Annotated in this window: 27 protein-coding genes; 14 read left to right on the top strand and 13 right to left on the bottom strand. The window is 69.8% G+C overall.

The window, feature by feature from the left end:
- Positions 1 to 261 precede the first annotated feature (261 nt).
- Entirely contained in the window at positions 262 to 2,709 is a 2,448-nt protein-coding gene (pcrA, locus tag ABZV44_RS15355; protein WP_354836319.1) for a DNA helicase PcrA, read from the top strand.
- Here the strand turns inward: pcrA and ABZV44_RS15360 are convergent, their stop codons facing one another.
- The 4 genes from ABZV44_RS15360 to ABZV44_RS15375 form a co-directional block, all read right to left on the bottom strand.
- On the bottom strand, positions 2,710 to 2,949 hold the full coding sequence (locus tag ABZV44_RS15360; RefSeq protein WP_354836321.1) for a hypothetical protein: 240 nt from the start codon (positions 2,947 to 2,949) through the stop codon (positions 2,710 to 2,712). It lies immediately after the preceding gene.
- Positions 2,946 to 4,550 carry a cytochrome bc complex cytochrome b subunit gene (locus ABZV44_RS15365; protein WP_354836571.1) on the bottom strand — a complete coding sequence of 535 codons (1,605 nt, stop codon included), beginning with the start codon at positions 4,548 to 4,550 and terminating at the stop codon, positions 2,946 to 2,948. The genes ABZV44_RS15360 and ABZV44_RS15365 overlap by 4 nt, the downstream gene beginning before the upstream one ends.
- Before the next feature lie 131 nt (positions 4,551 to 4,681).
- Positions 4,682 to 6,322, bottom strand: coding sequence for an acyl-CoA dehydrogenase family protein (locus ABZV44_RS15370; RefSeq protein ID WP_354836323.1), 1,641 nt, complete (start codon positions 6,320 to 6,322; stop codon positions 4,682 to 4,684).
- A 12-nt stretch (positions 6,323 to 6,334) separates the two neighbouring features.
- Positions 6,335 to 6,985 carry a TetR/AcrR family transcriptional regulator gene (locus ABZV44_RS15375; RefSeq protein ID WP_354836325.1) on the bottom strand — a complete coding sequence of 217 codons (651 nt, stop codon included), beginning with the start codon at positions 6,983 to 6,985 and terminating at the stop codon, positions 6,335 to 6,337.
- A 65-nt stretch (positions 6,986 to 7,050) separates the two neighbouring features.
- On the opposite strand from ABZV44_RS15375, the gene ABZV44_RS15380 reads away from it, so the two are divergent.
- Both ABZV44_RS15380 and ABZV44_RS15385 read left to right on the top strand, forming a co-directional pair.
- A complete protein-coding gene (locus ABZV44_RS15380; RefSeq protein ID WP_354836327.1) occupies positions 7,051 to 7,812 on the top strand; it encodes a crotonase/enoyl-CoA hydratase family protein in 762 nt (253 codons plus the stop codon).
- An 86-nt stretch (positions 7,813 to 7,898) separates the two neighbouring features.
- Positions 7,899 to 9,152: a hypothetical protein gene (locus ABZV44_RS15385; RefSeq protein WP_354836329.1), complete on the top strand. Its 1,254-nt coding sequence runs from the start codon at positions 7,899 to 7,901 to the stop codon at positions 9,150 to 9,152.
- Positions 9,153 to 9,159: 7 nt separating this feature from the next.
- Here the strand turns inward: ABZV44_RS15385 and ABZV44_RS15390 are convergent, their stop codons facing one another.
- The 3 genes from ABZV44_RS15390 to ABZV44_RS15400 all read right to left on the bottom strand — a co-directional run bounded on the left by ABZV44_RS15390 (position 9,160) and on the right by ABZV44_RS15400 (position 12,527).
- Complete coding sequence (locus ABZV44_RS15390; RefSeq protein ID WP_354836331.1) at positions 9,160 to 10,773, bottom strand: carboxylesterase/lipase family protein; 1,614 nt, start codon at positions 10,771 to 10,773, stop codon at positions 9,160 to 9,162.
- Positions 10,774 to 10,890: 117 nt separating this feature from the next.
- Complete coding sequence (locus ABZV44_RS15395; RefSeq protein ID WP_354836333.1) at positions 10,891 to 11,136, bottom strand: DUF2630 family protein; 246 nt, start codon at positions 11,134 to 11,136, stop codon at positions 10,891 to 10,893.
- Positions 11,133 to 12,527, bottom strand: coding sequence for a PLP-dependent aminotransferase family protein (locus ABZV44_RS15400; RefSeq protein ID WP_354836573.1), 1,395 nt, complete (start codon positions 12,525 to 12,527; stop codon positions 11,133 to 11,135). Before ABZV44_RS15400 ends, ABZV44_RS15395 begins: the two co-directional genes overlap by 4 nt.
- A gap of 276 nt (positions 12,528 to 12,803) precedes the next feature.
- Between ABZV44_RS15400 and ABZV44_RS15405 the strand changes: the two genes are divergently transcribed.
- Positions 12,804 to 13,493, top strand: a complete 690-nt coding sequence (locus ABZV44_RS15405) for a pyridoxamine 5'-phosphate oxidase family protein (RefSeq protein ID WP_354836335.1) — start codon at positions 12,804 to 12,806, stop codon at positions 13,491 to 13,493.
- Between the two features lie 3 nt (positions 13,494 to 13,496).
- Here the strand turns inward: ABZV44_RS15405 and ABZV44_RS15410 are convergent, their stop codons facing one another.
- Positions 13,497 to 14,363 (bottom strand): DNA-formamidopyrimidine glycosylase family protein, encoded by an 867-nt coding sequence (locus ABZV44_RS15410; RefSeq protein ID WP_354836337.1) that lies wholly within the window; start codon positions 14,361 to 14,363, stop codon positions 13,497 to 13,499.
- A gap of 68 nt (positions 14,364 to 14,431) precedes the next feature.
- Positions 14,432 to 15,205 carry a precorrin-6A synthase (deacetylating) gene (cobF, locus tag ABZV44_RS15415; protein ID WP_354836339.1) on the bottom strand — a complete coding sequence of 258 codons (774 nt, stop codon included), beginning with the start codon at positions 15,203 to 15,205 and terminating at the stop codon, positions 14,432 to 14,434.
- A 20-nt stretch (positions 15,206 to 15,225) separates the two neighbouring features.
- On the opposite strand from cobF, the gene ABZV44_RS15420 reads away from it, so the two are divergent.
- From ABZV44_RS15420 to ABZV44_RS15440, 5 genes are all read left to right on the top strand, one after another.
- Positions 15,226 to 16,032, top strand: coding sequence for a thymidylate synthase (locus tag ABZV44_RS15420; RefSeq protein ID WP_354836341.1), 807 nt, complete (start codon positions 15,226 to 15,228; stop codon positions 16,030 to 16,032).
- Positions 16,029 to 16,532 carry a dihydrofolate reductase gene (locus tag ABZV44_RS15425; RefSeq protein WP_354836343.1) on the top strand — a complete coding sequence of 168 codons (504 nt, stop codon included), beginning with the start codon at positions 16,029 to 16,031 and terminating at the stop codon, positions 16,530 to 16,532. The genes ABZV44_RS15420 and ABZV44_RS15425 overlap by 4 nt, the downstream gene beginning before the upstream one ends.
- Positions 16,533 to 16,637: 105 nt before the next feature.
- Positions 16,638 to 16,964: a cupin domain-containing protein gene (locus ABZV44_RS15430; protein ID WP_354836345.1), complete on the top strand. Its 327-nt coding sequence runs from the start codon at positions 16,638 to 16,640 to the stop codon at positions 16,962 to 16,964.
- A 62-nt stretch (positions 16,965 to 17,026) separates the two neighbouring features.
- Entirely contained in the window at positions 17,027 to 18,037 is a 1,011-nt protein-coding gene (locus tag ABZV44_RS15435; RefSeq protein WP_354836347.1) for a Dyp-type peroxidase, read from the top strand.
- 40 nt (positions 18,038 to 18,077) lie between these two features.
- On the top strand, positions 18,078 to 18,875 hold the full coding sequence (locus ABZV44_RS15440; RefSeq protein ID WP_354836349.1) for a family 1 encapsulin nanocompartment shell protein: 798 nt from the start codon (positions 18,078 to 18,080) through the stop codon (positions 18,873 to 18,875).
- Between the two features lie 20 nt (positions 18,876 to 18,895).
- On the opposite strand, the gene ABZV44_RS15445 is transcribed toward ABZV44_RS15440, so the two are convergent.
- Positions 18,896 to 19,882 (bottom strand): DJ-1/PfpI family protein, encoded by a 987-nt coding sequence (locus ABZV44_RS15445; RefSeq protein WP_354836351.1) that lies wholly within the window; start codon positions 19,880 to 19,882, stop codon positions 18,896 to 18,898.
- A 128-nt stretch (positions 19,883 to 20,010) separates the two neighbouring features.
- Here ABZV44_RS15445 and ABZV44_RS15450 point away from each other — a divergent pair, with 128 nt between their 5' ends.
- Complete coding sequence (locus tag ABZV44_RS15450) at positions 20,011 to 20,601, top strand: isochorismatase family protein (protein WP_354836353.1); 591 nt, start codon at positions 20,011 to 20,013, stop codon at positions 20,599 to 20,601.
- A gap of 22 nt (positions 20,602 to 20,623) precedes the next feature.
- Here the strand turns inward: ABZV44_RS15450 and ABZV44_RS15455 are convergent, their stop codons facing one another.
- Together ABZV44_RS15455 and ABZV44_RS15460 are read right to left on the bottom strand one after the other, a co-directional pair.
- Complete coding sequence (locus ABZV44_RS15455; RefSeq protein WP_354836355.1) at positions 20,624 to 21,994, bottom strand: serine hydrolase domain-containing protein; 1,371 nt, start codon at positions 21,992 to 21,994, stop codon at positions 20,624 to 20,626.
- Between the two features lie 112 nt (positions 21,995 to 22,106).
- Positions 22,107 to 22,484, bottom strand: a complete 378-nt coding sequence (locus ABZV44_RS15460) for a VOC family protein (protein ID WP_354836357.1) — start codon at positions 22,482 to 22,484, stop codon at positions 22,107 to 22,109.
- An 87-nt stretch (positions 22,485 to 22,571) separates the two neighbouring features.
- Between ABZV44_RS15460 and ABZV44_RS15465 the strand changes: the two genes are divergently transcribed.
- The 4 genes from ABZV44_RS15465 (at position 22,572) to ABZV44_RS15480 (ending at position 24,793) form a co-directional block, all read left to right on the top strand.
- Positions 22,572 to 23,102 (top strand): hypothetical protein, encoded by a 531-nt coding sequence (locus ABZV44_RS15465; RefSeq protein WP_354836359.1) that lies wholly within the window; start codon positions 22,572 to 22,574, stop codon positions 23,100 to 23,102.
- A 169-nt stretch (positions 23,103 to 23,271) separates the two neighbouring features.
- Positions 23,272 to 23,712, top strand: coding sequence for a hypothetical protein (locus ABZV44_RS15470; RefSeq protein ID WP_354836361.1), 441 nt, complete (start codon positions 23,272 to 23,274; stop codon positions 23,710 to 23,712).
- Between the two features lie 28 nt (positions 23,713 to 23,740).
- Positions 23,741 to 24,190 carry an NUDIX domain-containing protein gene (locus tag ABZV44_RS15475; RefSeq protein WP_354836363.1) on the top strand — a complete coding sequence of 150 codons (450 nt, stop codon included), beginning with the start codon at positions 23,741 to 23,743 and terminating at the stop codon, positions 24,188 to 24,190.
- 114 nt (positions 24,191 to 24,304) lie between these two features.
- Positions 24,305 to 24,793 (top strand): hypothetical protein, encoded by a 489-nt coding sequence (locus tag ABZV44_RS15480; RefSeq protein WP_354836365.1) that lies wholly within the window; start codon positions 24,305 to 24,307, stop codon positions 24,791 to 24,793.
- Here ABZV44_RS15480 and ABZV44_RS15485 read toward each other — a convergent pair.
- Positions 24,781 to 26,409 carry an MFS transporter gene (locus ABZV44_RS15485; protein WP_354836367.1) on the bottom strand — a complete coding sequence of 543 codons (1,629 nt, stop codon included), beginning with the start codon at positions 26,407 to 26,409 and terminating at the stop codon, positions 24,781 to 24,783. The genes ABZV44_RS15480 and ABZV44_RS15485 overlap by 13 nt on opposite strands.
- Positions 26,410 to 26,471: the final 62 nt, after the last annotated feature.

Raw genomic sequence — 26,471 nt, forward strand, 5'->3', positions numbered from 1 at the left:
CTGTTGGCCATACATTGTCCCCCTGGGACCGCACCACATTGTCCCCCCGGGATCGGGCTCAGGTGCAATGCGTCGCCTCGGAGCCGGTCATGCGACGAGTGTGCCATGCATAGGGACCTATGCAAAACAGGTACGTTTGTGAATCTCCTGAGTTTCCCGACCGGGTGCGGTTCACCGGATGTTCGCCGGACCGGCACTTATCGGACACCTGCGCGGTCCGCCCCGCCGCCTGTCGGTGCGCGCCGGTAGCGTGGATGGGCGATGAATACGACGGTGGCACAGGACGAGCAGAAGACCGAGCGGTTGCTCGAGGGATTGAATCCGCAACAGCGCGCCGCGGTGATGCACACCGGCACCCCGCTGCTGATCGTGGCCGGGGCCGGGTCCGGAAAGACCGCTGTCCTCACCCGTCGCATCGCCTATCTGCTGGACGCTCGCGGGGTGCGGCCCGGCGAGGTGCTGGCCATCACGTTCACCAACAAGGCCGCCGCCGAGATGCGCGAGCGGGTGGCCGGGCTGGTCGGCCCGCGCGCGGCCGGCATGTGGGTGTCCACCTTCCACTCCAGCTGCGTGCGCATCCTGCGTACCCAGGCGTCGCTGCTGGCGGGGCTGAACTCCAACTTCTCCATCTACGACGCGGACGATTCCCGGCGGCTGCTGGGCATGATCATTCGCGACTTCGAGATCGACGCGAAGAAGTACTCGCCGCGCCTGCTGGCCACCGCCATCTCGAACCTCAAGAACGAGCTCATCGACCCGCCGCAGGCCGCGGCCGACGCCGAGACCGAGGACAGCGAGCTGCCGCGCATCGTGGCCCGGGTCTACGACGAGTACCAGCGGCGGCTGCGCGCGGCCAATGCCCTCGACTTCGACGATCTGATCGGTGAGACGGTGTCGCTGCTGCAGCGGCATCCACAGGTGGCCGAGTACTACCGGCGGCGCTTCCGGCACGTGCTGGTCGACGAGTACCAGGACACCAACCACGCGCAGTACGTGCTGGTGCGTGAACTGGTGGGCCACCATCGGGGCGGGCGGGGCGACGATGCCGCTGCCGAGGATCGGGTGCCGCCCTCGGAACTGTGCGTGGTGGGTGACGCGGACCAGTCCATCTATGCCTTCCGCGGCGCCACCATCCGCAATATCGAGGAGTTCGAGCGCGATTTCCCGGATGCGGAAACCATTCTGCTGGAACAGAACTACCGCTCCACCCAGTACATTCTGACCGCCGCCAACGCGGTGATCGCCCGCAACGAGGGCCGGCGCGAGAAGAAGCTGTGGACCGATCAGGGCGACGGCGATCTGATCGTCGGCTATGTGGCCGACAACGAGCACGACGAGGCCTCGTTCGTGGCCCGCGAGATCGACAGGCTGGTGGACCAGGGCGACGCCAACTACGCGGATGTGGCCGTCTTCTACCGCACCAACAACAATTCGCGGGCGCTGGAGGAGATCTTCATCCGTATGGGGCTGCCCTACAAGGTGGTCGGCGGGGTGCGCTTCTACGAGCGCAAGGAGGTTCGCGACATCGTGGCCTACCTGCGTGTCCTGGAGAACCCGGATGACGCGGTGAGCCTGCGGCGGGTACTCAACACCCCGCGCCGCGGCATCGGCGACCGCGCGGAGGCGTGCGTGGCCGTGCACGCCGAGCAGCGGAATATCGGCTTCGCGCAGGCGCTCCGGGACGCGGCCGCGGGCAAGGTGGCTCTGCTCAACAGCCGCTCGCAGCGGGCCATCGCCGGATTCCTGGAGCTGCTGGAGGAGATCCGGGCGGCGGGCACGCAGGCCGACATGGACTTCCCGGATGTGGGTTCGGTGGTGGAGGCGGTGCTGGACCGCACCGGCTATCGGGCCGAGCTGGAGGCCTCCGACGACCCGCAGGACGGCGCGCGCCTGGACAATCTCAACGAATTGGTCAGCGTCGCACGCGAATTCAGTTCCGAGGCGCGCAACAATGTGGAGGCCGCGCGGGCCGAGGGCATGCTGCCCGAGCAGGCCGAGGGCGAACCGGAGCCGGGTTCGCTGGCGGCGTTCCTGGAGCGCGTCTCGCTGGTGGCCGACGCGGACCAGATTCCCGAAGAGGGTTCCGGCGTGGTCACGTTGATGACCCTGCACACCGCCAAGGGCCTGGAGTTCCCGGTCGTGTTCGTGACCGGCTGGGAGGACGGCCAGTTCCCCCACATGCGCGCCCTGGGCGATCCGACGGAGCTGCAGGAGGAGCGCCGGCTGGCGTATGTGGGCATCACGCGCGCCCGCAAGCGCCTGTATCTGACCCGGGCCGTGGTCCGTTCGGGGTGGGGGCAGCCGGTCTCCAATCCGGAATCCCGCTTCCTGCAGGAGATTCCGGGCCATCTGATGGATTGGCGGCGGCTGGAGCCGGCCCCGTCGCAGACCTCGCGCGGTTTCCGCCGGCGTGGCGAAGACGAAGGGCTGGAACGGGATTGGACCCGCGGTGACGGCTGGTCGGAGCCGCGTCCCGGTCTGCGCGATCGCGGCGAGCGGCGGCCCGCGCCGGCCGCCGCGGGGGTCAAGCGCAACAACACCGGTCTGGTGCTGGCCGTCGGCGACCGGGTCAACGACGACAAGTACGGCCTGGGCCGGGTGATCGCCGCCGAGGGCTTCGGCTCGCTGGCGACGGTCACCATCGACTTCGGCACGGCCGGCAAGATCCGGCTGATCCCGCAGTACAGCCGGACCCTGACCAAGCTCTGATCAGCTGGTGTGGCGGCTGAGGACGTCGTAGGCGCGCACGGCGTCCTCGGGAAAGACCAGGATCCGGAAGCGGTCCTGGAGGTTTCGCCAGCGGTGGATGCGCGCCCGGCCCATGGTGGCGCGCACCCCGTGGGTGTGCAGCAGCTGCCGGACGGCGCGCGCGGACTGCATGTCGTAGACCGTGGCGGCGGGCACCAGCAGCCCGTATTCCTCGCCGTCGGTGCGTGTCCGGAGTTTCATCCTCGACTCCCGTTGTCCTGCTTGGCTTTCAGCATGGTGAGCTGTGCGTGCTCCTCATCATGATGCTGGGCGGCGAGGAGCGCGCGCTCCTCGGGTGGGTCGGCGGTGAGGAACCCGCCGGGTCCGGGTTTGCCCGCGGAGCCGAGCGTGCTCATCTTCTTGGGGACGGCCGCGCCCTGGTACTCCAGGGGAATCGGATGGCCGTGCCGGTCCACCGGACCGAGCGACTGGTGCACCTCGATGTACTCGCCGTGCGGCAGCCGTTTGATGATGCCGGTCTCGATGCCGTGCTCGAGCACCGCCCGGTCGCTGCGCTGCAGGCCCAGGCAGAACCGGTAGGCCACGGCGTAGGCCAGCGGCGGCAGGGTCAGCAGCGCGATCCGGAAGAACCAGGTGGTCGCGTTGAGGGAGACGTCGAACTTCAGCGCGATGATGTCGTTCACGCAGGCGACGGTGAGCACCAGGTAGAAGGCGATGGCCATGGCTCCGATCGCGGTGCGCACCGGCACATCTCGCGGCCGCTGCAGCAGATTGTGGTGCGCGGTGTCCTTGGTCAGCCGCTTCTCGATCCAGGGGTACAGCGGGATCACCGCCAGCACGATGCCCATCACCACCGCCACCCAGAAGGGCGCGGGAATGGTGTAGCGGCCCAGGTAGATCTCCCAGGGCGGCATGAGCCGGGCCAGGCCGTCGGTCCACATCATGTAGAAGTCGGGCTGGGATCCGGCCGACACCTGGGCCGGGTTGTAGGGCCCCAGATTCCAGATCGGGTTGATCTGGAAGAGCCCGCCCATGAGCGCGACGGTGGCCAGGGTGAAGGCGAAGAACGCGCCCTGGTCCAGGGAGAACACCGGAACGATGCGCGCGCCCACCACATTTCGCTCGGTGCGGGCGGGCCCGGGGAACTGGGTGTGCTTCTGGTACCAGACGAGTGCGATGTGAGCGCCGATGAGCGCCAGCATGATTCCCGGGAACAGCAGCACGTGGGTGATGTAGAGCCGCGGGATCAGGACGGTGCCGGGGAATTCCCCGCCGAAGAGGAAGAAGTGGATCCAGGTGCCCACCACCGGGACCGCCATGGTGATGCCGCCCAGCGGTGACCTCAGTCCTGTGCCGGAGAGCAGGTCGTCGGGCAGCGAGTAACCGAAGTAGCCCTCGAACATGGCCAGGATCAACAGGACCGCGCCGATCACCCAGGTGGCCTCGCGGGGTTTCCGGAAGGCGCCGGTGAAGAACACCCGGAACATGTGGATGATGATCGACGCCGCGAACAGCAGGGCGGCCCAGTGGTGGACCTGCCGCACGAACAGCCCGCCACGCACGTCGAAGGAGATGTCCAGAACGCTGCGGTAGGCGGCCGACATCCGGACGCCGCGCAGCGGCTGGTAGCTGCCGTTGTAGGTCACCTCGGTCATGGACGGCTCGAAGTAGAGCGTCAGGTAGACCCCGGACAGCAGCAGAATGATGAAGCTGTAGAGCGCGATCTCCCCGAGCAGGAACGACCAGTGGGTCGGGAAGACCTTGTTGATGGAGCGTTTCAGGCCCGCGGCCAGGTGATACCGCTGGTCGGCGGCATCGGCGCGGTTCGCGGTGGCGTTCATGAACATGAGACGCCGGAGCGGGCCGAAACGTGACACCTGGATCGAGGAGTTGTCCCGGATCACACCCCCGCGCCTCGGGCTGCGGCGGGAAGCGTGGGGTCGCAGCCCGCGCGGTGTCGTCGGGGCGAGTGTCAGCCGATGCTGGTCTGGGTGTCGACGTAGGCGCGCTGGATGATCGCCTCGGTGTCCACGCCGGTGGGCAGCGTGCCGAAGGCGATGCCCCAGTCGCCGCCGAACCTGGTGGCGCAGAAGGCGTCCGCGACGGCCTGGTGGCCGTGCCGGACCAGCTGCGCGCCCTGCAGTACCAGCGCCATCAGTTCCACCACGCGGCGGGCGCGGTACTCGATGTCGGCGAAGTCGGTGAGCTCCTTGCCGATTCGGTCGATGGCCTCGTCCAGGTGGCGGTCGGCGCCGCGGGACAGGTTCACCTCGGTGAAGAACGCCTCGACCGTCTCCGGCTGCCGGCCCATGGCGCGCAGCGCGTCCAGCGCGGCCACATTGCCCGAGCCCTCCCAGATGGACATGAGCGGGGCCTCGCGGTACAGCCGCGGCATGCCGGACTCCTCGGCATAACCGTTGCCGCCGAAGCATTCCAGCGCCTCGGCCGCGTGCGCGGGGGCACGCTTGCACACCCAGTACTTGGTGACCGCCAGCGCGATGCGGCGCAGCGCCGCCTCGGCGGGATCGGCGTCGGCGCGGTCGGTGGCACCGGCCAGGCGCATCATGATGGTCGTCGCGGCATCGGATTCGATCACCAGGTCCGCCAGCACATTCCGCATGGCGGGCTGGTCGACCAGGTGCTTGCCGAACACCTGGCGATGCCGGGCGTGGTGGGTGGCGTAGACGACCCCCGCGCGCATGCCGGTGGCCGAGCCGATCACGCAGTCCAGCCGGGTCATATTGACCATTTCGATAATGGTCTTCACGCCCGCGCCCTCCGCGCCGACCAGCCAGCCGATGGCGTTCTCGTACTCCAGCTCCGAGGAGGCGTTGGACTTGTTGCCCAGCTTGTCCTTGAGCCGCTGGATGCGCAGCGCGTTGCGGGTGCCGTCGGGCAGCACCCGGGGCAGCAGGAAGCAGGACAGGCCGCCCGGCGCCTGGGCCAGGGTCAGGAACAGGTCGCCCATGGGGTGCGAGGTGAACCACTTGTGGCCGACGATGCGGTAGGTGCCGTCGGCGAGCGGGGTGGCCGTGGTGGTGTTGGCGCGGACGTCGGAGCCGCCCTGCTTCTCGGTCATGGACATGCCCGCGATGAGACCGGCCTTGCTGGACGGCTCGCGCAGGCCGAAGTCGTAGACGCGAGAGGCCAGCAGCGGCTCGAACTTCGCGGCCAGTTCGGGATTGTGGCGCAGCGCCGGCACCACGGCGTAGGTCATGGAGATGGGGCACATGTGCCCGGCGTCGGCCAGACCCCAGGTGAAGAACTTGGCGGCGCGGGCCACGTGCGCGCCGGACCGGTCGTCCTGCCAGGGCGAACCGTGCAGACCGTGCGACACCGCGGTGTCCATGAGGTTGTGCCAGTACGGGTGGAACTCCACCTCGTCGATGCGGTTGCCGTAGCGGTCGTGGGTGTGCAGGATCGGCGGGTTCTCGTTGGCCAGCCGGCCCCACTCCTGCGCGGCCGCGCCGCCCGCGAGCACGCCCAACTCCCGCACCTCGGCCTCGGCCCAGCCCGCACCTTCCCGGTGCAAGCCCTCGAGCAGCGCGGGATTGCGCGAATTGTCGAAGGGGACGATGGGCGGCACCTGGTTGAAGACGTCGTGCGTGTGCATTGCGGGTGACTCCTATTCGTGTGGGACGCCGCGAGATTCGGGGTGGTCACCGGAGGCGTCCGGCTGGACACCGAGGGCGCGCAGGGCGAAGGCGACCAGTTCCGGCAGCACCGATTCGCTCTGGAGTTGTTCGGAGAGCGGGCCGACGAGCACCTCGCCGATGGCACCGACCAGCGCGGTCGCGGAGGTGCGCGGATCCTGCGGGGGCAGTTGACCGGTGGCGATGCCGTCGGAGATGGCGGACACGTAGGTCTCGGCGAATGCCCGGCGGAAGCGCAGGCGTTCGGCGTCGACGGCGGCGTCCACCGGTTCGGCGAGCAGCACGTAGGCGAGTTTGGGGTTCTTGAGGGCGCGGCCGGCGAAGGTCTCGACCGCGGCGGTGACCCGGTCCGGGGCGGTGCGCCCCTCCCCCGCCGCCCCGGCGGCGGCGACGGCGTCGACCTCGCGGGTGACGACCTCACGGAAGACGGCGGTGACGAGTTCGGCCTTGCCGCTGAAGTTCTTGTACACCGTCCCGGTCGCGACCCCGGCCTCGGCGGCGACCGCGGCCATGGACAGTCCGGCGAACCCGTCCCGGGACAGCACGGTCATGGCGGCGCGCACGATCGACCCCGCCTGAGCATCCAGGCGGGCCTGGACAGCGGGGGTTCTGCGATAGGCCATACAAGAAGTGAACCACCGATTCATTTCTTGACGCAAGCCCCGGTTTACGGCGTACTGTCGGCGCTGTGACAGTACGAGTGGAGCGCAACGGCCCCGTCTACACCGTGATCCTGCACCGCCCCGAAGCCCGCAACGCGGTCGACGGCCCCACCGCGAAAGCCCTGGCCGACGCCTTCCGCGACTTCGACGCCGACCCCACCGCCGCGGTCGCCGTGCTCTGGGGCGACGGCGGCACCTTCTGTGCCGGCGCCGACCTCAAGGCCCTCGGCACCGAACGCTCCAATCAGGTCACCGAGGACGGTGACGGGCCCATGGGCCCGACCCGCATGAAGCTGTCCAAGCCCGTCATCGCCGCGGTCTCCGGGTACGCGGTCGCGGGCGGCATCGAGTTGGCGCTCTGGTGCGATCTGCGAATCGCGGAGCAGGACAGCACCTTCGGCGTGTTCTGCCGCCGCTGGGGCGTGCCGCTCATCGACGGCGGCACCGTCCGGCTGCCCCGCGTCATCGGCGAGGGCCGCGCCATGGACCTGATTCTCACCGGCCGGGCCGTCGGCGCCACCGAGGCGCTGCAGATCGGGCTGGTCAACCGGGTGGTGCCGAACGGCGACTCCCGCCGCGCCGCCGAGGAACTCGCGCTCGAGCTGGCCACGCTGCCGCAGACCTGCCTGCGCTCGGACCGCATGTCGGTGCTGGAGCAGAACGGCCTGGAGGAGTCCGAGGCCATCGCCAACGAGCTGCGCCACGGCACGAAGGCCCTGATGGACGGCGCATTGGACGGGGCGCAGCGCTTTGCCTCGGGCGAGGGCCGCCACGGCCGCCCGGCCTGATCCGGGCTCCGGTTCGATCGATCGCGCGAAAGCCCCGAATACGCGCGGCAGCACCCCATCGAACCGATCGGTACGCTAGCCGTTCGATGGATCGGCTGAGCGTGCTGGACGAGATCTTCCTGCGGTCGCATCGGGGCATGGGCACCCCGATCGTCCTGCAGGGGCTCTGGCGTACCGCCGAACCGGTCCATCCGGCCCTGCTCTGGCGGGTGCACCGCGATCTGCGCACCGGGCCGCTCGGCCGCCGGGTGGTGCGCTCGCGGGTGCTCGGGGCACGCCCACGCTGGCAGCCGAACGAGACCGCGCACCCGTTCACCATGACGCCGGAGCCGATTCCGCGTGCGGCCGTACTGGATTGGGCCGACCGCCAGGGCGCGGACCTCGATCCCGAGGCCGGGCCGGGCTGGCGGCTGTCGGCGGCACGTCTCGACGACGGCGGCTGCCTGGTCGCGCTGACCTGTTCGCACGCGCTGGCCGACGGCCGCGCGCTGACCCTGGCCATCGACAACGCACTGTCCGGCATCCCACTCGCGGCGCCCCGTGCGGGACATTCGGATTGGGCCGATGCCCGGCACATGTGGGCCACGGTCCTGGGTGGGACCGCTCGCGCGCTGCGGCGCGGCATTCCCGCCCGCCCGGCCGCACCCGAGGCGCGAAAAGTGGTGCCGGGCACCGTGAATGCCCTGCCCGGAACCGCCACCACCTGCGGGACGGTGCTCGAGATCCCGGCCCGGGACTGGAACCGTGTCGCGGTCGCGCACGCGGGCACCGCCAACAGCCTGTTCGTCCATCTGATCGCGAAGATGCTGTGGTCCAGCGGTTTTCCCGCCGACACCATTGCCGCCAGCCTCCCGGTCGACACCCGCGACGAGCCGCGCGTGGACAACGACATGTCCATGACCGAGGTCGCCATCACCCGCGACGACACCCCGGCGACCCTGCGCCGCAAGGCCCGTGCGGCCTACGAGCACCGCATGACCAGCCCGGGCGGCATCCCCGAGGAGATCCTCCAGGTCATGCCCGACCGGTGGGCGTATCGGCTGGCGCGGGGCGCGGGCGAGCGGGACGTCCTGTGCTCCAATATCGGCAACCTGCCCGAGTCGCTGCTGGCGCTGGGTCCACACTCGTGCACCGGGGTGGCGGCCCGCGCCATCCACCCCGGGCTGCGGCCCGACGCCCTGCCCCGGACTCGGCTCTCGGGGTACCTGACCCGGATCGCCGACACCTACACGCTGTCGCTGATCGGCCTGGATCCGGACGCCATCCCGACCTCCGCCGCGCTCACCGCGCTGGCCGAGACGGAACTGTCCGCGCTCGGCCTGTCCGGTACGGCCTGGTGACCGCCGCTCAGGTGAGGGCGGGGATCCGAACCCCCTGCCACGCCAGGCGTTTGGCGCGGTCCGGGTCGAGTTCGACGCGGCCGGGCGAATCGATGATCAGCGTCGCGCGCTGCTCCTCGGTGTAGGCGGGCCAGGCCGACAGCGGAGTTCCGGTGCGGGCGAAGGCCAGCCAGTTGTCCTGGAACTGGCTCGACACCTCACGGAAGCCGCGGTGGCCGCCGAGCGTGGTCATGGCACGGCCGAAGGACGAATCGACCGCACCGAAGACGGGGATCAGATCCAGGGCGTGCGTGGCGCCGAAACCACTCAAATGCATTGCGCGCGGCGCGAAGTCGTAGCGGTACGCGTAGGTCGGCGCATACCGGCTGTGCGCCTCCATGACGCGGACCGAGGGCCGCCAGAAGGTGAAGTCGCCGCCCATGCGGACGGCGGCCCGCTTGCCCGGAAAACCGGGATAGGCCGCGGTGACCCGGGATTCGACGGCCGCACCGAACTCGGCCAGCGTCTCGTGCAGCCGCTCCTGCGAGGTCGGCATGGACTGGCCGAGTTTGGTGAAGACGGGGCTGTCGCCGCCCTCGCCCAGGGCCTGGTCCACGTGGCGCAGCAGCCAGCGCATGCGATCGGGGGTGGTGGGCAGGGTGTCGTCGAAGCGCACGAACAGGGTGGCCTCGTCCCGGTTGGTCCCGATGATGAGCGGCACCCGGTGCGCGGTGCCGGCGGCGAACGCGGCCAGTGGTGCGGCGGGCAGGAATTCGCCGTCCACCACCGGGGCCACCGGGAACAGCCCCGGCTGCTCGCGCATGATCCGGGCGACCGCGTGATCGACGGCCTTGCGGATATCGTTCGCACCGGCGGTGCGCAACGCCTTGGCGGCGTCCCCGGGGGCGATGCCGAGGTCGTCGAGGCAACGGCGGGCGAACAGCCGGGCCTCGGCCTGACTGGGAGCCCAGTCCGCGGGCGGGCTCTGGGCGATGCCGCGGTGGAACAGCCCGGCCGCGGCGGGGGTGGCCATGAGGGCCAGCACCGCGTGCGCCCCGGCCGATTCGCCGAAGATGGTGACATTGTCCGGGTCGCCGCCGAACGCGGCGATATTGCGCTGCACCCATTCCAGGGCCGCGACCTGATCGCGCAGGCCCAGGTTGGAGTCGAATCGGCTGTCGGGCGTGGAGTATTCACCGAAGTCGACGTAACCGAAGGCGCCGAGCCGGTAGTTGACCGACACCACGATGACGTCGCCGCGGAGCGCCAGCCGGGCGCCGGAATACAGCCGCAGCGCGGAGGTTCCGATCATGTAGCCGCCGCCGTGGATGAACACCATGACCGGGCGGGGCGTGGCCGACGGCGCGTTCGGCGCGGTCACGTTCAGCGTGAGGCAATCCTCGCCGGTCAGCTGCGCCTGCCGCGGCCCGATCCGCGCGCCGTCGCGGTGTTGCATTGCGGCACAACCGAAGTCGGTGGCGTCGCGCACCCCGCTCCACGGTTGCACCGGCCGCGGCGCCCGGAAACGGAACTCCCCGATCGGAGCCGCCGCGAAAGGAATGGACCGCCAGCGTGAAACGCGGCGGCCCCGGAGTCCGCGAACCGTGCCGTCCGCGGTCGTGATGTCTGTCGTTGCCACCATTCACAAAGGGTAGTCCCAACTCTCGGGGGCTCCCAGGGTCTCGGCCCGCGGACTCCGAAGGTGGCGGGAACGGCCGACCCGCCGGCCGGCGGGAACGGCCGGACGGCGGGTGGTCGGTTACTGCAGGTAGCCCTCGACCTGGCGGGCGGGGTTGACCTGGGCCTCGTCGGGGTTGCGCCCCTGGTCCATGCGGGCGCGGCGCTGACGCAGCAGGTCCCAGCACTGGTCCAGCTGGACCTCGATCTCGGCCAGCTGGCGGCGCTCGGCCTCGGGGTCGAGTTCGCCACCGGTGGTCTTGGCCCGGAGCTCGTGCTCACGATCCACGAGTTCCTTGATGCGCGCGTGGATGTCCTTTTCGGTCATGCGGACCACTCTACGACCCGGGCCAGCGCCGCCCCCGCCGACCGAACCGCGCGGGGCAGCTCCGCCGCAGGCAGGGCGGCATATCCGAGGGCGACGCCGAAGGTGCGCCGGGCGCCCAGATGGTGGCGGGCCAGCGCGTCGAGGTGGACGCCGAGCTCGCGGGCGGCGGCCACCGCGCGGTCCTCCTGCTCCGGGGTGGCGAGCGGCACGAAGACGTGTGATCCGGCGTCGTCGCCACGTACGTCCAGGCCGCGGCCGCGCAGCTCGTCCACCACCAGGGCGCGGCGGGCGGGCATGTCGCGGCGCAGGCGGCGCAGATGGCGGGCCAGGTCACCGTGCCGGGCCAGTTCGGCCACCACCTGCTGACCCGCCGGGGCCGGACCGGTGCCGGTGAGTTCGCGATGGGCGAGCACCGCCGCGGCGACGGCCGGATCCGCCACCAGCCAGCCGATGCCGAGGGTGGGCGTGAGGATCTTGCTGGTGGTGCCCAGATGCACGACCACATCGGGAGCCAGGGTGGCCAGCAGTGGCAGCGGCGCGGTGTCGTACCGCAATTCGCCGTCGTAGTCGTCCTCGACCACGAGTGCGCCGCTGCGGCGGGCGAATTCGATGAGCTCGACCCGGCGGGCGGCGGGCATGCGCGCGCCGAGCGGAAACTGGTGCGCGGGAGTGCAATACACCAGGCCCGCATCCTCCGGCAGCAGGTCCACCCGCAGGCCCTCGGCGTCCACGGGCACCGGGACCGGCCGCATACCCGCCGCCCGGAACGCCCCGGCCGCCCGCTGATAGCCGGGGTCCTCGATGGCCACCACGTCGCCGGGCCGCAGCAGCGCCGCCGCGAGTTCGCCCGCGGCCGCACTGGTTCCGGCGGTCGCGAGCACCGTGGTCCCGCTGCCCGCGCCCAGCCCGCGATGCCGCAGCAGGTGTTCGGCGACGGCCTCCCGATAGTCGGTCTCTCCGCGTCGGTCCTTGCGGATCAACGGCATTCGATCCGAGGCGGCCCGCCACGCCCGCCGCCAGGCGGCCGGGTCGATGGCCTCGATGGACGGCGCGCCCGCGCCGAGATCCAGCAGTCCCGCCAGCGGTTCGGGCAAGTCGGGCCCGCCGGTCTGCGCGCCCACCGGTGCGGGCGCGGCCGTCAGGTAGGTGCCCGAGCCGTGCCGCCCGTCCAGCCAGCCCTCGGCGTGCAACTGGTCGTAGGCGGCGGTGACGACGGTCCGGCTCACCCCCAGCCGATCGGCCAGCTCACGGGAGGACGGCAGCCGATCACCACCGCGCAGCGCGCCGGTGGTCGCGGCCCGGCGCAGTCCATCGGCCACCTGAACGGCCAGCGGCACGCCGCTGTCGCGTTCGACGACGAATGGCAGATCGTCGTCGACCAGCCGATTCACCCGCAAGTGGCCTCCTGATCATCCGACAACTGATGGATATCAGAATGCCACCCCGCCCACGACAGTGCGATCAACGATGTCCCTTGACGGCCGAAACTACCGTGGAAACGAGCGCATACACCACGAAACCCGTTACAGCGCTGGTGATTGCATAGGCCAGCACGTGCCGCACGCAGTATGCGAGCGTGAACGGCATGGATCTCCCCCGAAGTGGTCTGTAGATCTTGCGGAGAATTGGCTATTCAGGAATGCCATTTCCCCTTCGACACTGGTCCTATGAGTGAGACAGCTTCGAACCGGACCGCATTGTCACCGACCCCGCGCAGCAGCCTCACCCGGTCCAAGGAGCGGGGTCGCACCGACCGCGCCGAACTGGACGGGGTCCTCGACGCCGGGCTCATCTGCCACCTCGGCGTGGTCCTGAACGGCAGCCCGGTGGTCATCCCGACCATCTACGGCCGCGACGGCGACACGCTGTACCTGCACGGATCCACCGGCTCCGGCAATCTGCGGGCCGCCATGACCGGCGACGTCTCGCTGACCGTGACGCATGTGGACGGCATCGTCTATGCCCGCTCCGCCATGCACTTCTCCATGAACTACCGCTCGGCGGTCATCCACACCCGGCCGGTCGAGCTGACCGACCCGGACGAGCGCATGCACGCGCTGCGCGTCATCGTCGAACAGGCCGCACCCGGCGCGTGGGACGCGGTCCGCTCGCCGAACAAGAAGGAGATGGCCGCGACCACGGTCCTGGCCCTCGACCTCACCGAGGCCTCGGTCAAGGTCCGCACCGGCGGCCCGCGCGACGAGCAGGCCGATATCGACACCGGTGGCGTCTGGGCCGGCGTCCTGCCGCTGCGTCAGGTCTTCGACGCCCCGATCCCGGCCGCGGATCTGAAAGCGGGGGTGGAGATTCCGGCACACGTGCTGGACCGCCGCACCGATCCGGTGGCCGTGGTCTAGGGGCTACTTCAGCAGCCGGGACATGCGGCGGTCGGCCAGGATCTTGCCGCCGGTCTGGCAGGTCGGGCAGTACTGGAACGACTTGTCCGCGTAGGAGACCTCGCGGACGGTGTCGCCGCACACCGGGCACGGCAGGCCGGTGCGGGCGTGCACCTGGAAACCGGAACGCTTCTCGCCCTTGAGGCGGGCGGCGTCCTGGCCCACCGAGCGCAGGATGGCGTCGGACAGCGTGGCACGCATGGCCGCATACAGGCGCGCCACCTGTCCGGCGTCCAGCGAACCGGAGGTGGCGAACGGCGAAAGTCTTGCCGTGTGCAGGATTTCGTCGGAGTAGGCATTGCCGATGCCGGCCAGCAGGCTCTGATCGGTGAGCGCGTTCTTCACGCGCTGCGAGGTGCCGCACAGGATCTCGGCGAATTCCGGTTCGCTCACGGCCAGGGCGTCGGGCCCCAGCCGCGCGATGCCGGGCACCGAGAGCGGATCGCCGGTGACCCATACGGCCAGCCGCTTCTTGGTGCCGGCCTCGGTGAGATCGAAAGCGGGGGTGGCGCCTTCAGGAGTGAAGAAGTGCACGCGCAGGGCCAGCGGTCCCTTGCCGGGCTTGGGCGGATTGACCCCGGGCTCGTCGATCCACCGCAGCCAGCCGCCGCGCGACAGGTGCGTGATCAACCACAGCCCGTCGCAATCCAATCCGAGGTGCTTGCCCCAGTGCCCAACCCCGGTCACGTCGCGCCCCGACAGCGCGGTCACCGGCGGATCGAAGGTCTTCAGCACACTCAGGGCCGCCACGTCGACCCGCCCGACCACCGCCCCCACCGCATGCTCGGCCAGGAACTGCTCGAGCGCCACAATCTCCGGTAGTTCGGGCAACGGATCTCCTCCAATGGGCGACCATTTCCGTCGTCCACCCTAACCGCACACCCCGACACCCGGCGGATTCAGCGCGCGGCGCCCGCCTGCCGCAGCAGGTAGATGTCCATGATCCAGCCCTTGGCCTCGCGCAGAGCCGCCCGCCGGCGGGCGATGCGGCCCTCGACCACGCGCAGCGGGCCCTCCACGATCACCTCGTCGGGCATGCCCAGGTACGCGCCCCACCAGATGTAGACGTCGTCGCCCGGCACCTGCGTGAACGAGCACTCACCGTCCAGCATCACCAGCGTGGACTGCCCCGGGACCAGCCCCTCCTCGCGCAGCCGCCGCCCTGTGGTGATGTGCAGCGGCTCGCCGATCTCGTGCAGCACGATGCGGTGCGCGGCGGCCAGCGCCTGCGCGCTGGTGACGCCCGGAATCACCTCGTACTCGAACTGGATGCGCTCGCGTTCGAGCACCCGCTCGACGATGCGCAGCGTGCTGTCGTACAGCGACGGGTCGCCCCACACGAGAATGCCGCCCACCCCGTCGGTTTCGGCGAAGGCCCGCTCCAGCAGCTCGGCCCGCGCCTCGTGCCAGTCCGCGACCGCGCCCTGGTAGACGGCGTCCGCGCCGCTGCCGGGCACGCCCCGGTCGCGCGGCGGGTCGATGATCTCTACTATCGAGTGCGGCTGGCGCGCGTACTCGGCCAGGATGGTCGACCGCACGTCCGTGAGCTCCTGCTTCTCGGCCCCCTTGCCGATGAGAAAAAACACGTTTACCTGGCACATCGCCTTGATGGCCTGCACCGTCACCTGGTCCGGGTCCCCCGCCCCGATTCCGATCACAAACAACTTCCGCACGGTGCGTAAGCTTGCCAGGCGTGGAGAGCGCCCGAGATACCCAGTACGAGGACCTGCTCCGACTGGTGCTGGAATCCGGCACCCCCAAGGCGGATCGGACCGGAACCGGCACCCGCAGCATTTTCGGGCATCAGCTGCGCTACGACCTGTCGCAGGGCTTTCCCCTGATCACCACCAAGAAGGTGCACCTCAAGTCGATCGTCTACGAGTTGCTGTGGTTCCTGCGCGGTGACTCCAATGTGCGGTGGCTGCAGGAGCACGGCGTCACCATCTGGGACGAATGGGCCGACGCGCAGGGCGAATTGGGCCCGGTCTACGGCGTGCAGTGGCGGTCCTGGCCGACCCCGGACGGCACCCACATCGATCAGATCTCGCAGGTGCTGCAGACGCTGCGCACCGATCCGGATTCGCGGCGCATCATGGTCTCGGCGTGGAACGTGGCCGAGCTGAACAAGATGGCGCTGGCCCCCTGCCACGCCTTCTTCCAGTTCTATGTGGCCGACGGCAAGCTGTCGTGCCAGCTGTACCAGCGCAGCGCGGACCTGTTCCTGGGCGTCCCGTTCAATATCGCCAGCTACGCGCTGCTGACCCACATGGTGGCCCAGCAGACCGAGCTGCTGCCCGGTGACTTCATCTGGACCGGCGGCGATGTGCACATCTACGACAATCACGTGGCCCAAGTGCGCGAGCAGCTGACCCGCGAGCCCTACCCGTTCCCGCAGCTGCACCTGCGGCCCGCGCCCACGCTGTTCGACTACTCGTACGCGGACGTGGAAATCCAGGGCTACCAGCATCATCCGGCCATCAAGGCGCCGGTGGCGGTGTGAACCGGACCATCGGGCTGATCTGGGCCCAGACGCCGCGGGGAATCATCGGGCGGGACAATACGATTCCGTGGCGCGTGCCCGAGGACATGGCGCACTTCAAGGACGTCACCTTCGGGCATCCGGTGATCATGGGCCGCAAGACCTGGGATTCGCTGCCGGTGCGCTTCCGTCCGCTCGACGGCCGCCGCAATATCGTCGTGACCCGGCAGGCGGACTGGTCCGAGGCCGGGGCGGAGCGGGCGGGCTCGCTGGCCGAGGCCCTGCACATGACCGGCGAGAAGTCGGTGTGGATCATGGGCGGCGGCGAGATCTACCGTGCCGCAATGCCTTTCGCGACCGAGCTGATGGTCACCGAGATCGACGCGGACATCGACGGCGACACCCTGGCGCCGGCCATCGATCGCGTGTGGCAGACGGATGCGGCCGACTGGCGCGAGTCGTCGACGGGTCTGTGGTATCGCTTCCGCCGTTATCGCCGCGCCGCCCCGGGCTTGCGGTAACGCCTGTATTCCTAGTCCGGCAATTCCTGCAAACACCGCCTCGAAACCGCCGATCGGTCCGGGCGCGTCCGGCATACTCAGCGATATTCCGGCGAAAGGCAGTCCATGGACAAGAAATCGCTGACCGCGGTTGCTCGCCAGCAACTGAAGCTGGCGGCCACCGCCTCGAGCGGGCGCAGTTCGTTGACCATCTATGGCGGCCACACCCACACCCTGCGCCAGACGGTCATCGCGATGACGGCCGGACAGACGCTGGCCGAGCACGAGAATCCGGGCGAGGCGACCCTCGTGGTGCTGAGCGGGGTGCTGGTGGTGATCAGCGGCACCAACGAGTGGAAGGGTTCGGCGGGTGACCTGATTGTGATCCCCAACGCCCGCCACAGCGTGAAAGCCATAGATGACGTGGCATTTCTGCTGACCGTCGCCAAGTAGTCCGGCAGACGCGGGCATACCGGACGGGTCGGCGGTCGGCCGCAGCGCATAAGGTGGTGCCCATGGGTGAGCCACAGCCGATCCTCGACCCGCTCACACCGGCCGCGATCTTCCTCGTCGTCACCATCGACGAGGGTGGCGAGACGGTGGCGCGGGATTTGCTCGCAGATCTGCCCGGGTTGCGCCGCTCCGTCGGATTCCGGGTGCCCGGATCCGGCCTCGCGTGCATCACCAGCATCGGGTCCGCCGCCTGGGACCGCCTGTTCTCCGGGCCGAAACCCGCACAGCTGCATGAGTTTCCGGGTTTCATCGGTGAGCGGCACCAGGCCCCGGCCACGCCGGGCGACCTGCTGTTCCACCTCAAGGCCGAAACCCAGGACGCCTGTTTCGAATTGGCGATGAAGATCGCCGAGCGGCTGTCCGGCGCGGCCACCATCGTGGATCAGACGGTCGGCTTCCGCTATTTCGAGCAGCGCGATCTGCTCGGATTCGTGGACGGCACCGAGAATCCGGAGGGACAGCTCGCCGCCACCGCCGCGCTGGTCGGCGACGAGGATCCCGAGTTCGCCGGTGGCAGTTACGTCATCGTGCAGAAGTACCTGCACGATCTGGACTCGTGGAAGGCGCTGTCCACCACCGAACAGGAAAAGGTCATCGGGCGAACGAAACTCGACGACTTCGAACTGTCCGACGCCGACAAGCCCGCGAATTCGCATGTGGCCGTGAACGATCAGGACGAGATCGGCAATATCGTGCGTGCCAATATGCCGTTCGGCTCGATCCAGGACGGCGAATTCGGCACCTACTACATCGCCTACGCCGACGACCCCGCCATCACCGAGAACATGCTGGTCCGCATGTTCCTGGGTACGGCCGACGCCGCCTACGACCGCATCCTGGATTTCTCCACCGCGGTCACCGGCACCTCCTTCTTCGCCCCGCCCGCGGGGTTCTTCGACGCGCTGCCGGACGCACCGGCGCCGGCGGCGGCCACCCAGCGGGAATCCCCGGACGGCAATGGCGTTGTGCCCAGGGATGGATCCCTCGGCATCGGAGCCCTACGCAATCGCTGAACCGGCGCTACGGAATCGTTGAACCGAACGGAGCTGACGCATGAACAACCTGCATCGCGAACTCGCGCCCATCACCTCGGAGGCCTGGTCGGCCATCGAGGAGGAGGCGACGCGAACCTTCAAGCGGCACATCGCCGGCCGCCGCGTGGTCGATCTGTCCGGCCCGCACGGCACCGACTACTCCGCCGCCGGACTGGGCCGCACCTCCACCATCACCTCCCCCGGTGACGGTGTGCAGGCCCGCCAGCGCGTGGTGCTGCCGCTCGTGGAGCTGCGGGTGCCGTTCACGCTCTCCCGCGAGGAGCTGGACAATATCGAGCGCGGCGCGCACGACGCCGATCTGGATCCGGTGAAGACGGCGGCCAAGAAGATCGCCTTCGCCGAGGACCGCGCCATTTTCGAGGGCTATCCGGCGGCCGGGATCATCGGCGTCCGGGCTTCCACCTCGTGCGAGCCGGTGAAGCTGCCCGGCGACCCGCGCCTGGCTCCGGAGGCGGTGGCGCAGGCGCTGAGCAAGCTGCGGCTGGCGGGTGTGGACGGGCCGTACTCGGTGCTGCTGTCGGCGGATCTGTACACCGCGGTGAGCGAGACCTCCGATCACGGGCACCCGATCCGCACCCATATCGAGCGGCTCATCGACGGTGACATCATCTGGGCGCCGGCCATCGACGGCGCGTTCGTCCTGTCCACGCGCGGCGGCGATTTCGATCTGCAGATCGGCCAGGATCTGTCCATCGGCTATCTCTCGCACGATGCCGAGACGGTGCAGCTGTACTTCCAGGAGAGCCTGACGTTCCTGGTGTACACGGCCGAGGCGGCGGTCCCGCTCGAGGCGTGACCAGCTGATCCGAGGCGAGACTAGGTGAGCCGGAAGCGGTTTCGATACTCCGTCGGCGTGGTGTCCAGGACGCGCCGGAAGGCCCGGGTGAGGGTGTCTGTGGTGTTGAAACCGCTCAGGGTCGCCACCCGCTCGAGCGTGTGATCGGTCGTCTCGAGCTGGTTGCGCGCGAATTCGACTCGGGCGGACTCGATATAGGCCGCCGGAGTGGCGCCGAGATCGGTCTTGAAGATGCGGGTCAGCTGCCGTTCGCTGACATGGGCCCGCGCCGCCAGGTCCGCGACCGTCAACGGCTCGGCGAGATGGCGGGCGATGTAGTGGCGCAGGTCGTCGATCCGGCGCGTGGTCGAGAGGGGTTCGAGTGACACGCTGAACTGGCTCTGTCCGCCGGGCCTTTTCAGGAACATGACCAGCTGCCGCGCCACGCGCAGTGCGAGGGCGTCGCCGAAATCGTCGGCGACCAGTGCCAGGGCCAGATCCAGGCAGGCGGTGAGTCCCGCACCGGTCCAGATGTTCTGGTCGCGAATGAAGATCGGATCGGCGTCCACGGTGACGGCCGGATGTTCCGCCGCGAGCTGCTGTGCGGTGGACCAGTGGGTGGTGGCGCGCTTGCCGTCCAGCAGCCCGGCGTCGGCGAGAATGTGCGCGCCGACGCAGACCGAGGCGATGCGGCGGCTGGCGGCGGCCAGCTTCGCCACCCACGCCACCACCCGCGGGTCGCTGAGCGCGCGCACCCGGCCGTCGCCGTCCACCTCCACCGAGCCGGGCACCACCAGCGTGTCGATCGCGCGCCCGGCGAGGTCGGCGAAGGTGATGTCGGGCAGCACTCGGACCCCGGCGGAGGTGGTGACGGGGTCGAGGGTCCCGGCGGCCAGCGCCACCTGATATCCGGTGTCCCCGTTCATCTCTCGCTGGAGCAGCGCGAAAACCTCCGGCGGCCCGGTCGCATCCAGCAGATCGACCCGGTCGAACAGCACGATGACGACGAATCGCGCCGGTGCACCCACGGTTCCCCCTCCCTCGCTATGTCCGAATCTGCAGGCTACATGACATTTCCGACATGCCCGCCGGCCCATAGCGTGGAAAACGTCCACCGCACAGGGCGGTTCGGATGTGCAAACCCAGGAGGATCTCCATGCCCGCGCAGACCCTGCGTGACCTCAGCGGCTTCGATCAGACCCCGGCCACCCTGGCCGACGCGACCCTGATCCTCGTCGACTACCAGAACACCTACACCCGCGGCGTGATGGAGCTGACCGGCTGGCAGCCCGCCCTCGACGCCGCCGCCGACCTGCTGGCCCGCGCCCGCCGGGCCGGCTCGGCGATCATCCACATCGTCAACGACGGCGGCCCCGGCACACCCTACGACATCACCGCCGACATCGGCGCGATCCACCCCGCCGTGGCCCCGGCCGACGGCGAACCCGTTGTCGTCAAACAGGTTCCGAACGGCTTCCACGACACCGACCTGTCCGCCCAGGTGGACGCCGCGGGCAACAAGAACCTGATCATCGCCGGCTTCATGACCCATATGTGCGTCATCTTCACCGCCGAGGGCGCCTTCCTGCGCGGCAACCACCCCACCGTCGTGGCCGATGCCTGCGCCACCCGCCCCCTCGAGTCGGCCGTCGGCGAGGTGACCGCCGCACAGCTGCACGACAGCGCCCTGGCCACCATCGCCGATCTCTACGGTGTCGTCGTGGCCTCCGCCGCCGAGCTGAATTGACCCCAGCCGTCCGGGTATCGCGTCAGGGCTGGCGGGGCATCGCGCGGCTGGTGTGCAGGTAGCGGGCAGCGGGGTCACCGTCTCCGTCGATCAGGCCGTAGACGGCGTGCCGGCCACGGACGGGGCGCGCGGCGATCAGGGCGTCGGAGCGGAGGTGCAGAAGCTCCATGCGGTCCGGGGCGGAGACCAGGGCCGCTTCCGCCGTCAGGGGAATCGTGGACAGCCACGCCCGGCCGTCGGGGTCGACGTCGATGGCGTGCTCGTACATGACCGAGCGGTACCGGCCGCTGACCCGCGCCGCATCCACCGGTTCGGGCCGCGCGGGCGGCACGGGCCGGGCGGGCAATCGGATACCCGCGTGCACCCACAGCAGGTCCGCGACCAGATCCTGGTAGAGCGCGAACGCGTCACCGCCATTGGCCAGCAAGGCGATTGCCACGCCGGCGGCGGGCGCGATGCGCAGGAAGGCGTTCTGGCCGATCGTGCTGCCATCATGCCCGAACAATCCGGTTCCAGCGGGATCGAACAGCTGCCAGCCCAGACCCCAGTGGGTGCCGTAGCCGATATCGGGCACCTCGACGTGCGGCCGGGTCATCGCCTGTACCGCGGTCTCGGGGAGGACGGGGACGCCCTCCACGGTGCGACCGCCGGACAGGTGCAGCCGGGCGAATCCCAGCAGATCGCGCGCGGACATCGCCAGCCTCGCGCCGGCCGGAGCGTTGGAGGCCGGAAGCGCCCAGACCGGCGTGGGTTCCGGGCGCACGCCCGGCGCGGATCCGATATGCCCTACCGCGGCGCGGAACAGGATGGCCTCGTCGGCGTCGGTGGCCACCCGGGTCAGCCCGAGCGGGGTCACCAGCCACTCCCGCAACACCGCGTCGAAAGGCTTGCCGCGCAAGACTTCCAGGATTCGGCCGAGCAGCACGTAGCCGCTGTTGCAGTAGGAGAACATGTCGCCGGGGCGGTGCACCTGCCCGGCGTCCGCGATGGCGGGCACGAACTTCTCCACCGCGTCCGCGCCGCGCCCGGTGTCGAGGAACAGGTCGCCGTCGATGCCCGAGGTATGGCCGAGCAGCTGCCGGACCGTGATGACCGCCGCGGCCGCCGCGTCGCGCACCTGGAACTCGGGCAGGTACCGGCGCACCGGGGCGTCCAGCTCGATCAGCCCCTCGGCGGCAAGCTGCATGATCAGCGTCGCGGTCCACGCCTTGGTGACCGAGCCGATCTGGAACACCGAATCCGTGGTCGCCGCAACACCGGTCGCGGTGTTCAGCACCCCGGCCGCCGCGTCCGTGATCTCGCCGCCGACCAGCACCGCCACTTGCGCGCCGGGGACTCCGTGCTCCTCGATCGAGTCGGCCAGTCGGCGCTCGAGGTCGACGGCGTGCGGCATCGGTCGCTCCTTCGGGTACTGCGGGACCAGCGGTGGGCGATGGTAGAGGCACGGTAGGTCGACAAGGGCGTCCATGTCGAGATCGGCTGGGAATCCTCCGGTTTCGACCGCCTCAGGAGTCCATCTGCATGACGTAGAAGCGGTTACCGTCGGGGTCCTGGAAGGCGAACATGAGCGGCACCGAATCCCAGTCCAGCAGCGCGCCGACGGTGAGGCCGAGGCCGGCGAGTGTGGCATGGGCGGCACGGGCATCCGTGGTCGCCAGCCGGATCCCGGTGTCGATGCCGGCGGGCAGTTCCGCGGACGCGCGCACCAGCGCCAAGGCGGCCGTCCCGCCGGGCAGCGACATCTCTATCCAGCGGAAGCCCGGCTGCAGTTCGGCGTCCATGCGGGTCGCCAGCCCGAGCCGCTCGAGCAGCGCCTTGGTCCGGTCCTGATCGGTCACGGGCACCGCGATATTGACGACGGCGGTGAAGGTCGATGGCGTCATGCGGATGAAGACGATCCGTCCGCGTCGAATTCATCGACGACGCGCACCGGCGGGTACGGTGACCGGCAGTCGGTTTCGGGAGGCGTAATGACGATGGTGCGCGCGGGCGTGGTGCCGGGGCGGCGCATGGCCGGGTACGTGGCCGCGGGGATACTCGTGGTGGCCGTCGTCTGCGCCGGCACGGTCGGGGTGTTCGGGCTGAATCGAGTGTTCACCGGGTTGTTCTTCGGCGCGGCCGCCGCCGTGGGGCTGATGGTCGCGCTGTTCGGGCGGGACCGGGTGGAGCTGACCGAGGATGCGATCGTGCGGCGGACGCCGTGGGGCGCCTCGGCGGTGGCCTGGGATCGGGTGGTGGCCGGACGGTTCGCACTGGACGAGAAGGGCCGCTGGACCCTCGCACTGGATCTCAACGGCGGCGACGAGCCGCATCGGGAACTGGTGCTGCTGTCCATTCCACCGGTGCGGCGGCCCATTGCCAGCGCCTACGACATGCGCAAGCGTGAACAGGTCGATGAGATTCGAACCATGTTGCGGCACAGGCGGATTCCGGTGACCATCCTGCCGGAGATCGCCAATGCCCTGCAGCGGCACTGGAAGATCGCCCCGCCCACCCGCTGAGCCCGCACACCTAGGGGATCTCCCTGAGCGACCGGCGACCGCAGGACGATGCATCCACCCCGGTCACGGCCCGAGAATCCTTGGTGTGGCTGGTGATCGCAGCGTCCTCTACGGAACCTCACAGCCACGGCGGAACGAATGCACAGCCGCAGGTGTGAGGGTGATGATCGTGGCGTTGAGCGTTGTGGCGGAGGACTTCCGCCAGTATGGATGGACGATCGAGACGACCGGCGACGGCGTCGACTTGATCACCGGCGAGCAGATCGCGGCCATCGAACTCACCGGGTCCGTCGCTGCCGGGGTGCGCCGGTACCTGCGCGCCAACAACCTCTCCGGCCCGGTCATCGAGGTCCCGGGTCCGCAGCGGCGGGAAATCCATCTGGTCGTCGGCGTGGCCAAGGCCGCGCGGGCCATCGAGAGCCTGCGCGCCGCGGGGGCGATCGTGCACACCGACGGTGACCGGGTGCCGCTGCCGCAGCCGGGCCGCGGGACCGCGTGGAGCGTCATGCCCCACGAGGCGCGCTGGGTGCCGCCGGTGGTCGCCATCGCCGCGGCCGTGCGCGCCGTCGCGGCCGGCGACCGGGCGCGGCTGCGGACCGTGGCCTGCTGACACCGGCCCGACGACGCGGGCGCCCGCGATGACAAGGGCGCCCGCGCCTCCCGCGCTACCGCGGCTGGCTAGGGTGGGACGGGTGATTCGCACCGCGGCACTGGCGCATATCCGGGATCGTCGCATGTTGCAGACCCGGTCCACCGGCAAGGACGTCTTCTATATGGCGGGCGGCAAGATCGATCCGGGCGAGACCCCGGAGATGGCCCTGCACAGGGAGATTCACGAGGAACTCGGGGTGGCCGCCACCGGCGTCAGCGAGTTGGGCGTGTTCGAGGCGGAGGCCTACGGGCACGCGCCCGGCACCCGCCTGCACATGACCTGCTTCCTCGGCGAGCTGACCGACGAGCCGCGCCCCTCCGGGGAGATCGCCGAACTGCGCTGGTTCACCCTCGGTGAATACGCCGCCATGAACGCGGTCGCCCCCGGCTCGCTGCTGGTCTTCGGGCGGCTGCACGCGCTCGGCCTGATCGACTGACCCTCGCACTGTAACCACCCGCGCTATTCCTGAATGGCAACTACGCCAACCGGATCCGCGCCCCGAGATGCGCCGGTCCGGATTCCGGATCGCACCGAATCAAGGGTGATTGCAGTGATCAAACCGCTTACTCTGCTCGCGACGGCCGTGATGGCCGCGGGTGGCCTCGGCTTCGGTACCGTGGCGGACACCCGTTTCGACTCCGGCACCGACTGCCTGTGGGCGGGCGGCACGCACCCGCGGGGGTCGCAGGTGGTGGCGGGCGGCTCGGCCTTCACCTGTGGCAGCGACGCGGCCGGTCCGCACTGGTACCGGAGCGGCGCGGCGAGCGGGAGCACCGTGCCGAATCCCGGGGCGGATGCCAATCCGGCGGGCCGCTTCAGCGCGGGGGCACGCCAGCCCGGCACCGATTACGACGACTACTGCGTCGGCGATCAGCTCATCCCCGGTGTCGGGGACGTCTTCGAGGCGGTCCCGACCAGCGGCGGCCTGCTGTGGAAGTCGGCGGGCCCGGTCTCACAGTGGACCTTCGACCCCGGTGTGGTGCAACCGAAGACGTCCACCCGCTCGTCCGGGATGTGCCTCGACGGTCAGCTGCTCTGAGCGTCCTCGTCCTCGTCCGACGCCGGGTAGGGCTGGTTCGGGATGAGGGCGGCCGAGGCCAGGCCGACGAGCAGGAACAGTGCCGCGGCCAGCAGCGCGGTCCGGGTGGAGTCGGTGAAGGCCCGGCTCAGCGCGTCCACGATGGCCGCGGCGCCGTGGTGCTCCCGCAACCCGCTGATGGCCCCACCGGCCGACTGCCGGGTCGCGGTGGCGAGGGTGTCGGCGGCCGGCTTCTGCAGATCGGGCACGTGTGCGAGCCGTTTGGGCAGATCGTGGGCCAGCGCCGCCGACAGCAGCGCACCGATGACCGCGGTACCGAAGGCCGAACCGATCTGCCGCACCGTGGACTGGGCGGCCGATCCCTGGCCCGAATACTCCGGCGGCACATCGGCGAGCACGGTCCCGGTCAGCTGCGCCGAAGCCATCCCCAGCCCGATGCCGTACCCGATCAGCAGCACCGCCAGCCACCAGCCGGAAATGTGCGGGGTGACGAACAGCGCGGCCAGCACCACGGCGACGGCCTCGAAGACGAGGCCCAGCTGCACCACCCGCACCGGTCCGAACCGGCGCACCAGCCCCTCGGCGAGCCCCGCGGCCAGGAACGCGCCGACCGCCATGGCGGCCAGCACATAGCCCGCGCCGAGGGTGGACAGCCCGAGCACGTTCACCATGAACAGCGGCAGCACGAACAGCAGGCCGAATTCGCCCAGCGCCACCAGGAACGCGGTGATATTGCCCCAGCGGAAGCTGGGGATCCGGAACAGCGCGGGATCCAGCAGCGCCGAGCGGCCGATCAGACGGCGGTGCTGCTCCCAGCGGATGAACAGGTACAGCGCCACCACCCCGAGCACCAGCAGGATCGGGATCAGCGAGACCGGCGCGCTGGCCGGCCAGTTCCACCCGACGAGCGGGAATTCCCGCAGTGGCTTCCCCCAGCCGTAGGTCTGACCCTCGATGAGCGCGAACACCAGCAGCGCGAAACCCGCTGCGCTGAGCAGGAATCCGTCCACGTCCAGGCCCGGCGCGGCCTTGCCCATGCGGGTCTCCGGGACGTACAGCACCAGCCCGACCAGCACCACCGCGCCCAGCGGCAGGTTCACCAGGAAGATCCACGGCCAGGTGAAGTAGGTGGTGAGCCAGCCGCCCAGCAGCGGGCCGATGGCGGCGACACCGGAGACGACCGAGCCCCAGACCGCGAAGGCGATCACCCGGTCACGGCCCCGGAAGAGGGCGTTCATGGTGGCCAGCGTGCCGGGCAGGACACCGGCCGCGCCGATGCCCTGCACGGTGCGTCCGAGGAGCAGGGGCCAGGCGCTCTGCGCCGCTGCGGAGAGCACGCTGCCGAGTACGAAGATCACCACGCCCAGGGCGAACATCCTGCGCCGTCCGAGCCGGTCGCCGAGGCGGCCGCTGGTGATCAGCAGCGCGGCCAGCACGACCGCGTAGATGCTGTTGATCCATTGCGCCTGAGTGAAATTCAACTGCAATTGGTCGATGATGACGGGCAGGGAGACCGCGACGATGGTGCCGTCCAGCACCACCATGGACAGTCCCAGCGCCAGGACACCGAGGGTGATCCATTTGTTGCGACCCAGGTCGAGCTGCGTTTCCGTCATTCGTCGCTCCCGCCGCTGAACAGCCGTCCGAAGAGTCCGATTATCCGTTAGCCGCCTATGCG

This window comes from Nocardia sp. NPDC004860 (assembly GCF_040609015.1).
In the GTDB taxonomy this organism is placed as follows: domain Bacteria; phylum Actinomycetota; class Actinomycetes; order Mycobacteriales; family Mycobacteriaceae; genus Nocardia.